The following is a 9,830-nucleotide window of genomic DNA, read 5'->3' as shown; positions in this document are numbered from 1 at the left end:
GACGTGAGATGGCCGGTCAAATCCCGCCCGTAGTTCTGGGCAATACCTGCGCCGTAGTAGGTGTAAAGAAAGTTATTCTCGCCCTCGACGGGCTCGATCATCATGATCCATTCCTTAAGGTCCCCGAAAACATCGAGGTTGATATCACCGTCGGGCAATGTGCCGTCATCGCGCGCGAGCACCCGGCATATGGCAGCGAATTCGCGCAATAGTGGATTGCGGATTTCTACGTCAGTGGGGGACCAGATAACGTCTGGCGCGCGTGCGCCTGCTGCGTTGAACATTTGGCGGACAAGGTTGGGCGCGGCCGGAGCGAAGCTGTCCGCGATTAGGTCAATCACGTCATGCTTGGAATCTCGCTGTGCCATATTTGTGCCCGTTCGTTGGTTTTCGTGCCCCGCCTTTAACCTGCTCGCGCGGCGTTCAGATTGCAAGGATCAGCGCATCCAGAGACGGTCTCTTTCTATCCGGGCGCGTTTGGTTTTGTTCGCGCGCGCGTCTGGTCCTCGAAGAAGACCAAGTGTGCGTCGCCTGTACGTGCACAAAAAAAACGGCAGGGCGCGCCAGTGCAGTGTCATCTCGCCTTCGAGGCCATCCGGTGCAGGGCCGGGACAACCGCGACCCAAGGCTGAGACGACGACGGACAGGACGAACTGGTCAATCCAGGGAAACAGGCTTCGCGCGGTAAGTTCTTCCATCGGGTCATCACAGCAAGACTCCGGTCGCGAAAGTCTTGTAGGGCGCGGCCGAAGAACCAATCCCCATTGAAATGGCGATAGTGATATCCGGGGCTATAGAGCGGCGGATCGGGCCATCGAGGCCGAGGGATGGTCTAAATCAAATGAGATTTGATCGATAAGGCCGGTGAATAGCGTGTCAGTGTCAAAGAAGACGACGGGCTCGTTGGGGGCCAGTGTCGAAAGGGCCTCGACTTTGCTGCCTTGGGGGCGGTTTTGCCGAAGTGCTTGGTTTCAACGGGGCGGATTTCTGCGCCGAGGTCTTGCAAAAGTCTCTGCACCCCGTCGTCGGTGATGCCGCAGTCTCCGCGCCAGTTAGGGCCGGGGCGGGTTCTACCGCGATACGTTTGCCTTATAGGTCAATCTCCCCGACTGGGCGAAGATAAGAAGGGTGGGGCATGTTCCGGGCACCTTAGCCGTGTGATTTCGCGCTGAACAGACGCGTGCTGGGCGCTTTAGCTTTTGGCGTAGCCGATGCCTTGGAGAGCGTCCTTGATTTCGTCAAGGATGACCGGGTCGTCGATGGTTGCTGGCATCTTAAAGTCAGTGCTGTCGGCGATTTTCACCATGGTCGCGCGCAAGATTTTGCCCGACCGCGTTTTCGGCAGGCGCGGCACGACGCAAGCGAGTTTGAAGGCGGCGACGGGGCCGATGCTATCGCGGACAAGCTTGACGCAATCTGCCACGATTTCCGCGTCCGAGCGCGTTGTGCCTGAGTTGGTGCAAAGAAAGCCAACCGGAAGCTGGCCCTTCAACTCGTCCGTCACACCGATGACTGCGCATTCCGCGACGTCCGGGTGGGCTGCAAGGACTTCTTCCATTCCGCCCGTGGACAGCCGGTGGCCGGCGACGTTGATGACGTCATCAGTGCGTGCCATAATGTAGAGGTAGCCGTCGTCGTCGACGTAGCCTGCGTCTCCGGTTTCGTAGTAGCCGGGGAAATGATCGAGATAGCTTTTGCGGAAGCGGTCTTCGGCGTTCCAGAGCGTGGGAAGTGTGCCCGGAGGAAGCGGCAGTTTGGCGGCAATCGCGCCAAGCTCGCCCGGTGGCAAGGGATGCCCGGCTTCATCGAGAATTTGGATGTCCCAACCCGGCATAGCGACAGACGGTGAGCCGATTTTGACGGGCAGCGCCTCGATCCCCATTGGGTTGGCAGCGATCGCGTAACCCGTTTCAGTTTGCCACCAATGGTCGATGACAGGCACGTTCAGCATCTTCACGGCCCATTCGATTGTGTCGGGGTCGGCGCGCTCTCCGGCGAGATAAAGCGTCTGGAGCGACGAAAGGTCGTAATCGGCGACAAGTTCGCCCTTCGGGTCCTGACGCTTGATGGCGCGGAAGGCGGTCGGAGCCGTGAAGAGGACTTTGACTTTGTGTTCCTGAATGACGCGCCAGAAGGTGCCTGCATCGGGGGTTCCAACAGGCTTGCCTTCAAAGACGATGGTGGTGTTGCCGTGGATGAGCGGCGCGTAACAGATGTAACTGTGGCCGACGACCCAGCCGACGTCTGAGGCCGCCCAATACACGTCGCCGGGTTCGACATTGTAGATATTTTTCATCGTCCAATGCAGCGCAACCAGATGGCCGGCTGTCGGGCGCACGACGCCTTTAGGCTGTCCGGTCGTGCCTGAGGTGTAGAGAATGTAGGCCGGGTGGTCGCCGGAGACCGGGACACAGTCGGCAGCGGCGACACCGCTTTGCACATCGTTCCAGTCGAAGTCGCGCCCTTCGATCAGGGTGCCGACGGCCTGTTCTCGCTGGAAAATAATGGTGAAGTCGGGCTTGAAGTCGGCCATGTCGATGGCGGCATCAAGAAGCGGTTTGTATTCGACGATGCGCCCCGGCTCGACGCCACAGGACGTGGCGATGATGGCTTTGGGTTTGGCGTCATCAATGCGCACTGCAAGCTCGTGGGCTGCAAAACCGCCGAACACGACAGAGTGGATCGCGCCAATCCGCGCGCAGGCGAGCATTGCAACAAGCGCTTCAGGAACCATCGACATATAGATGACGACGCGATCGCCCTTACTGATGCCTTTGGCCGCAAGCGCCCCCGCGAGCGATGCGGTCTGTGTCTGCAGTTCTTTATATGTAGTGGTGCTTTTCGCGCCGGTAATTGGGCTGTCGTAAATGATTGCCACGCGGGCGCCGTTGCCAGCCTCGACATGGCGATCAACGGCATTCCAGCATGTGTTAACTTGCGCCTCGGTGAACCACTCATAAAGCGGTGCAGCATCCGCGTTCAGCGCGCGGCTTGGCGGTGTGACCCAATCGATGGCTTTCGCCGCCTCCATCCAAAAAGCGTCCGGGTCTGCTTGTGCAGCTAGATAGACATCGCGATAGCCCATGGGTCCCTCCTCCTCGAGTTGCTTACGGAATAGGGCCACAGATGGGCCTCGGGCAAGCTTTGCGGGGCTGGGCGTGGCAGTTTATCGCAAAATATTTGCAGAGTTTGCGATCAGGGGTTGCAAAATTTTGCAAATCCCGTGGCGTTATGCTTTTGACGCGGCCACATGGCCTTGCGATTGCAAACTTGCAAAGTCGGCGCGACGGCAGAGAGCGCTCGCGCCGAGAATCGCTTAGCTGTAGAGCGACAAAGGCGTCCCCGCGAGGGCTGACATGTTCAGCAAGCCACGGGCGGTGATCGACGGTGTCACGATATGCGCGCGGTTTCCCATGCCCATCAGGATGGGTCCAACCTCAAGACCTCCGGCCTTCATCTTGAGGATATTCCGAACGCCTGAGGCCGCGTCAGTGTTGGCGAAGACCAACACGTTGGCAGGCCCCTCAAAGCGCGCGTTCGGCATGATGCGTGCGCGCAATTCGGGATCAAGGGCTACGTCGGCGTGCATTTCGCCCTCGTATTCAAAGTCGCGCGGTTCGCTATCGAGGATGTCGACTGCGCCACGCATCCGGCGGCCTGTTTCGCAATCAAGATTCCCGAACTGGCTATGCGAGCAAAGCGCGATTTTGGGAGCAAGCCCGAAGCGTCGCACATGGCGCGCGGCAGCGATCACGGTTTCGGCGACCTGATGTGGTGTGGGCTCCGGGTAGACTTGGGTGTCGGCGACAAACATAGGGCCATCTTCGAGGATCATCAGGCTGAGCGCGCCAATCGCATGGAGGCCGTCGGTGGCCAAAATCTGATTGATGTAATTTAGATGCCACAGATATTGGCCAAACATTCCACAGATTAGGCTGTCGGCTTCGCCACGATGGACCATGACCGCGCCGATTGCGGTTGTATTGGTGCGCATTACGGCGCGCGCCAGGTCAGGCGTCACACCGTGGCGATCCATCAGGCCATGATATGTCTGCCAGTAGTCGCGATAGCGGGGATCGTTTTCCGGGTTCACCACCTCGAAGTCGACGCCTGCGTGAATGGCAAGGCCCGCGCGTTCGATCCGGCTTTCGATGACGTCTGGACGTCCGATAAGGATCGGCTTGTCCGTCATCGTCTCGAGCATTGCATTGGCGGCCCGCAGAACGCGTTCGTCTTCGCCTTCGGCAAAAACGATCGTGCGCTGGGCAGTTGCTGCGGCGTCAAATACCGGGCGCATTAGCATGGCGGATTTGAAGACCGACCCGTCAAGCTTGTGCTTATAGGCCTGCATGTCTTCGAGTGGTCGCTCTGCTACCCCGGTTTCCATGGCCGCACCCGCGACGGCACTTGCGACGACACCTATCAGGCGAGGATCAAAGGGCTTCGGGATCAGGTAGTCGGCGCCGAAGGTCAGTTGCTCGCCCTTATAGGCGGCGGCGGCTTCGGCGCTTGTGGTTGCGCGGGCCAAAGCGGCAATACCTTCAACGCAGGCGATTTTCATTTCGTCGTTGATGGTTGTGGCACCCACATCAAGCGCGCCACGGAAGATGAACGGGAAGCACAGGACGTTGTTGACCTGATTTGGATAGTCCGAGCGACCGGTTGCAATAATGGCGTCGGGAGCAACTTCGCGCGCGAGTTCCGGCATGATTTCAGGCGTTGGATTTGCGAGCGCAAAAATAATTGGACGCGCGGCCATTTTCTTTACCATTTCCGGCGTCAGGATGCCTGGCCCGGAAAGGCCGAGAAACAGGTCAGCGCCGTCGATCACATCAGCAAGCGAGCGCGCCCCCCCTGGCTGTGCGTAGTCTGCTTTTTGCGGGGTCATATCTTTCTCGCGGCCCTCATGTACGAGGCCTTCGATGTCGACGAGGAAGACGTTTTCGCGTTTAACGCCAAGCTTCAAAAGCATGTTCAGACAGGCGATGCCGGCGGCTCCGCCACCGGTGGAGACGATTTTGATGTCCTCGAATGCCTTGCTGGCAACGCGCAAGGCGTTGGTGGCGGCGGCACCGACGACGATTGCCGTGCCATGTTGGTCGTCGTGAAACACCGGGATGTTCATTCGCTCGCGGCAGATTTTCTCAACGATAAAGCAATCCGGCGCTTTGATGTCTTCAAGGTTGATCGCGCCGAATGTGGGTTCAAGCGCACAGACGATATCGGCGAGCTTTTCGGGATCGTTTTCGTTCAACTCGATGTCGAAACAATCAATATTCGCGAACTTTTTGAACAGGACGGCTTTGCCCTCCATCACCGGCTTGGACGCAAGGCCGCCGATGTTGCCAAGACCAAGTACCGCGGACCCGTTGGTGACCACTGCGACAAGGTTGCCGCGGGCAGTGTAGTCGCGGGCAGTTTTAGGATTGGCTTTAATCTCGAGGCAGGCTTCCGCCACACCGGGTGAGTAGGCAAGGGCCAGATCGCGCCCGTTTGCCAGAGGCTTCGTGGCGCGTATTTCGAGCTTTCCGGGCTTGGGGTTGGCGTGATAATAAAGGGCTGCCTTTCGGAGCGCCTCCTGTTTCGGATCGCTTGTCATCCCATCCCTCCCGAATTTTGTTTAACGTTAAACAATCTGTTTGTCTGCGCTTAGCCTGAGCCAGAAACGACGTCAAGGTGACAGGCTTGCGCTACGACTTTATGGACGGCAGTCTGCGGCACATTGGGCGAGGAGAGCAAGAATGACCGACATCCGTGCCGAAGTACGACTTCCGACTAAGGAACTGCGCGACGATATTCCGTTCTTTACCAAAGTGTTGAAGATGCGGATGGACACGATCTATCCGGCAGATGATCCCACTGTAGCGGTATTTTCCGGACATGGCCTTCGGGTGCGGGTAGACGCAAACGCGACTGAGCCGCCCGGAACGCTTCGCATTTTGACGCAAGATCCGGACGGATTTGCGGACGGTCAACGTGTGCTGGGCGCGCCAAATGGTACCCGGATTGAGATTGACGCGCTGAACCCGCCCTTCGTTTTGCCTGAGACCGAGTATGCTTTTGTCGTGCGGCGTCTTGCCGACCAAGCCCCTTGGGTGATTGGCCGTGCGGGCATGCAGTACCGTGATCTTATCCCGTCGCGACTGGGCGGGTCCATCATCGCAAGTCACATCCGCATTCCGGACGGCGGGCCGGTGCCGGACATGGTTCACTATCATACGGTTGGGTTTCAGCTTATTTTTTGTTACCGGGGTTGGGTTGATCTTGTCTATGAGGATCAAGGCGAACCGTTCCGTTTGTTCGCGGGAAACTGCGTGATCCAGCCACCGGAAATTCGCCATCGGGTACTTTACGCAAGCGATAATATCGAGGTCATCGAGATTGGCGTGCCTGCCGAGCATGTCACAACGATTGATCATGACATGGAGCTGCCGAACGCCTCAGTGAATCCGGAACGCCGCTTTCAGGGCCAACGGTTTGTGCATCATAAGGCCGATGAGGCGAAATGGAGCGCGTTTCGACTGCCGGGGTATCAAAGTCGGGACACAACGATCGAGGTCAATACCGATGGGGTCGCGGGCGTCCATGTCGTGCGACGTGGCGTAGGCGTACCGGAATGGACGCGTCATGAGGGCGATATTTTGTTCACTTTCGTAATGGAGGGCACGATGACACTGGAGGGCGAGGGCAAAGACCCGTTCCGCCTTTCTCCGGGCGACGCGTTCGTGATCCCGCCCGAGATGATGACCAGATACGCCGATCCGACGGACGATATCGAATTTCTGGAAGTCGCGCTTCCTGGCGCGTTTCGCACGATTTCCGTCTGAGCGCCCTTGCGCTTGGCTGTCCCTCGGGTCACGCTTGGGAAAAGCCCGAGGGAGAGCTCCTGATGAGCCTGATCGACGATGCCGCGCGTGTGCGGGAAAACGCCTATGCGCCTTACTCAAAGTTCAAGGTAGGGGCCGCGCTGAAGACTGCGTCGGGGGCTGTTTTTGTGGGCTGCAATGTCGAGAACGTGGCCTACCCTGAAGGCACATGTGCTGAAGCGGGGGCGATCGCTGCGATGATTGCGGCCGGTGAGGTTAGCTTTATCGAAGTGGCGGTTATTGCTGAAAGCCCGTCGCCCGTGCCGCCGTGTGGGGGATGTCGGCAAAAGCTGGCAGAGTTCGCCGAAAGTGGTGCTCAGATCACCATGGCAACGACAGAAGGCGCGCACCTCGAGATGGCCGTGGCCGACCTTTTGCCGGGTGCGTTCGTGGCAGGCCACATGGATCAGGTCTGAGAGATGGACGCCCCCCGCATCATCAGGAAATTGCGTGACCGCGAGGAGCCGACGCAGGCCGAGCTGAATTGGTTCGCACGGGGTTTGGCTTCGGGGGGCGTTTCCGATGCGCAGGCCGGGGCATTCGCGATGGCGGCCTGTGTCAACGGCCTGTCGGAAGACGCACGTGTGGCGTTGACGTTGGCGATGCGGGATTCGGGCGATGTCTTAGAGTGGGATTTGCCGGGCGCGGTCATCGACAAGCATTCGACCGGCGGGATTGGCGATTGTACGTCTTTGCTGTTGGCGCCGATGTTGGCCGCGGCGGGGGCCTTTGTGCCGATGATTTCGGGGCGCGGTTTGGGGCACACCGGCGGAACGCTTGATAAACTTGAGGCGATCCCCGGCGTGTCGACGGATGTTGATGAGGCGCGATTCCGCAAGATGACGCGCGACATCGGTTGTGCGATTGTATCGGCAGCATCCGACATGGCACCGGCGGACAAGCGGCTTTATGCGGTGCGCGATGTAACGTCGACTGTGGAGAGTGTGGATCTGATCACAGCGTCGATCCTGTCCAAGAAACTTGCGGCAGGTCCTGAGGCGTTAATTTTGGACGTCAAAACTGGTTCTGGCGCTTTTATGGAAAGTCTTGAAGCGTCGACAGCGCTGGCTGAAGCGTTGGTGAAGACGGCCAATGGTGCGGGCTGCAAGACGGCGGCTTTGATCACCGACATGAATCAGCCACTGGCCCCGGCGGCAGGCAATGCATTGGAAGTGGCCGTAATAATGGAGGCGCTGACAGCGCCGAAAAACTCGCGACTGGTTGAGGTGACCTTGGCGCTTGGAGCTGAATTGTTGGTTCTTGCCGGGATTGAGACCGAGGCCGAAACGGCCGCAATAAAACTGAGCGAACCCCTTACCAGCGGTAAGGCGGCCGAGATTTTTGATCGGATGATCGCCGAAATGGGCGGGCCGAAAGATTTCGCAAGCGACTGGAAGCGGCGATTGCCGGAGGCCAATGTGATCCGCGAAATTCCGGCACCTACGGCAGGTGTTGTTGCGGCATTGAACGGGCGCGGGATTGGCATCGGCGTGGTTCACATGGGCGGCGGCCGTCTGAAGGGCGGCGAGCGGATTGATCCTTCGGTCGGATACTCCGAGATCCTGGAGCTGGGCACGCGCGTGGTAAAGGGGCAGCCGCTGGCGCGTCTTCATGCGGCAAGCGAGCGCGCGGCACAGGAAGCTGAAAAGGCGTTTTTAGCGTCGGTTGAAATTGGTGAGGCCGCAAGCCCCGGGTCGTTGATCGTGGCGAAGGTAGGCTGATGGCGCGCGCGTTTATTATTGTCCTTGATAGCGTCGGTATTGGCGGCGCACCGGACGCGGATAAGTTTTTTAATGGCGACACCCCGGACACCGGCGCGAACACGCTGGCACATATTGCTGGTGCCTGCGCGGCCGGTGATGCAGAGGAGGGGCGCAGCGGCCCGCTTCTGGTGCCAAATCTTGCACGCATTGGATTGAAAAGTGCGGTGAAGTTGAGTTCGGGCGCTGATACTGCGGGATTGCCGGACGCGGAGCGGGGCCTTTGGGGCGCGGCGACGGAAGTTTCGCCCGGCAAAGATACTCCGTCCGGGCATTGGGAATTGGCGGGTGTGCCCGTTCCGTGGGATTGGACGTACTTTCCTGACGCCAACCCTACGTTTCCGTTGGAGCTGACCTCAGAAGTGGCGCGGCTTGCGGGGACGGACGGGATATTGGGCAACTGCCACGCGTCCGGCACCGAGATTATTGCGCGTCTTGGCGAAGAGCATATCCGCACCGGCTGGCCTATTTGTTATACGTCTGCGGACAGCGTTTTTCAGATTGCGGCTCACGAAGAGTACTTTGGTCTGGAGCGCCTTCTGGACCTGTGCCGGGGGCTTGCGCCGACGCTGCACGGCATGAAAGTTGGGCGCGTTATTGCGCGGCCCTTCGTGGGTGAACCGCTGGCGTTTGAGCGCACGGGAAATCGTAGGGACTTCGCAATCGCGACCCCGTCGCCAACCCTGTGCGACTGGGTGCAGGGAGCGGGGCGGCATGTCTATGGCGTTGGAAAGATAGGCGATATTTTCTCAATGCGTGGGATCGACGAGGTGCGTAAGGGCGATGATGCTACTTTGATGGAGCATCTGCTTGATATCATGGCCGAGGCGTCTGATGGTACGTTCACCTTTGCCAACTTCGTGGAATTCGACAGTCTTTACGGCCATCGTCGGGATGTTTCAGGCTATGCGCTTGCGCTGGAATGGTTTGACACTCAAATGCCCCGGATCGAGGCCGCTATGCGTCCGGGCGATCTTGTGCTGTTCACCGCAGATCACGGGAATGACCCGACCTGGATCGGGACAGACCACACGCGCGAGCGTGTCCCGGTTTTGGGCTTGGGCGTTGGTGCAAAGCCGATTGGACAGGTCGCCTTTGTTGATGTGGCCGCTTCAGTGGCGGCGCATCTTGGAGTCCCTTCGCAAGGGCCCGGAAGGAGTTTTCTGTGACGGTTTCTCAAATGCCGAAAGTCGAATTGCATCTT

The 9,830-nt window shown here is 59.0% G+C and carries 7 protein-coding genes; 4 read left to right on the top strand and 3 right to left on the bottom strand.

Features of this window, described 5'->3' with window-relative positions; all coding sequences use genetic code 11:
- The 3 genes from AC221Y_RS14995 to AC221Y_RS14985 form a co-directional block, all read right to left on the bottom strand.
- On the bottom strand, positions 1-368 hold a 368-nt coding region (locus AC221Y_RS14995; protein ID WP_486707636.1), incomplete at its 3' end, for a hypothetical protein.
- An 824-nt stretch (positions 369-1,192) separates the two neighbouring features.
- Complete coding sequence (locus AC221Y_RS14990; protein ID WP_299758254.1) at positions 1,193-3,085, bottom strand: AMP-binding protein; 1,893 nt, start codon at positions 3,083-3,085, stop codon at positions 1,193-1,195.
- Between the two features lie 231 nt (positions 3,086-3,316).
- Positions 3,317-5,599, bottom strand: a complete 2,283-nt coding sequence (locus AC221Y_RS14985) for an NADP-dependent malic enzyme (protein ID WP_299758257.1) — start codon at positions 5,597-5,599, stop codon at positions 3,317-3,319.
- 142 nt (positions 5,600-5,741) lie between these two features.
- Here AC221Y_RS14985 and AC221Y_RS14980 point away from each other — a divergent pair, with 142 nt between their 5' ends.
- The 4 genes from AC221Y_RS14980 to AC221Y_RS14965 all read left to right on the top strand — a co-directional run bounded on the left by AC221Y_RS14980 (position 5,742) and on the right by AC221Y_RS14965 (position 9,795).
- Positions 5,742-6,827 (top strand): cupin domain-containing protein, encoded by a 1,086-nt coding sequence (locus AC221Y_RS14980; protein WP_486707635.1) that lies wholly within the window; start codon positions 5,742-5,744, stop codon positions 6,825-6,827.
- 62 nt (positions 6,828-6,889) lie between these two features.
- Positions 6,890-7,282, top strand: a complete 393-nt coding sequence (locus AC221Y_RS14975) for a cytidine deaminase (protein ID WP_299758263.1) — start codon at positions 6,890-6,892, stop codon at positions 7,280-7,282.
- A gap of 3 nt (positions 7,283-7,285) precedes the next feature.
- Entirely contained in the window at positions 7,286-8,587 is a 1,302-nt protein-coding gene (locus AC221Y_RS14970) for a thymidine phosphorylase (RefSeq protein WP_486707634.1), read from the top strand.
- Positions 8,587-9,795, top strand: a complete 1,209-nt coding sequence (locus AC221Y_RS14965) for a phosphopentomutase (RefSeq protein WP_486707633.1) — start codon at positions 8,587-8,589, stop codon at positions 9,793-9,795. Before AC221Y_RS14970 ends, AC221Y_RS14965 begins: the two co-directional genes overlap by 1 nt.
- Positions 9,796-9,830 lie beyond the last annotated feature (35 nt).

It is taken from the genome of Boseongicola sp. (assembly GCF_057460485.1).
Note: the sequence above shows the minus strand (reverse complement) of the source record. Positions and strands in the feature narration are given on the sequence as shown.

Coding starts and splice junctions, on each gene's coding strand:
- AC221Y_RS14980 (WP_486707635.1), top strand. CDS start 5,742: ATGACCGACATCCGTGCCGAAGTACGACTTCCGACTAAGGAACTGCGC.
- AC221Y_RS14965 (WP_486707633.1), top strand. CDS start 8,587: ATGGCGCGCGCGTTTATTATTGTCCTTGATAGCGTCGGTATTGGCGGC.
- AC221Y_RS14975 (WP_299758263.1), top strand. CDS start 6,890: ATGAGCCTGATCGACGATGCCGCGCGTGTGCGGGAAAACGCCTATGCG.
- AC221Y_RS14970 (WP_486707634.1), top strand. CDS start 7,286: ATGGACGCCCCCCGCATCATCAGGAAATTGCGTGACCGCGAGGAGCCG.
- AC221Y_RS14985 (WP_299758257.1), bottom strand. CDS start 5,599: ATGACAAGCGATCCGAAACAGGAGGCGCTCCGAAAGGCAGCCCTTTAT.
- AC221Y_RS14990 (WP_299758254.1), bottom strand. CDS start 3,085: ATGGGCTATCGCGATGTCTATCTAGCTGCACAAGCAGACCCGGACGCT.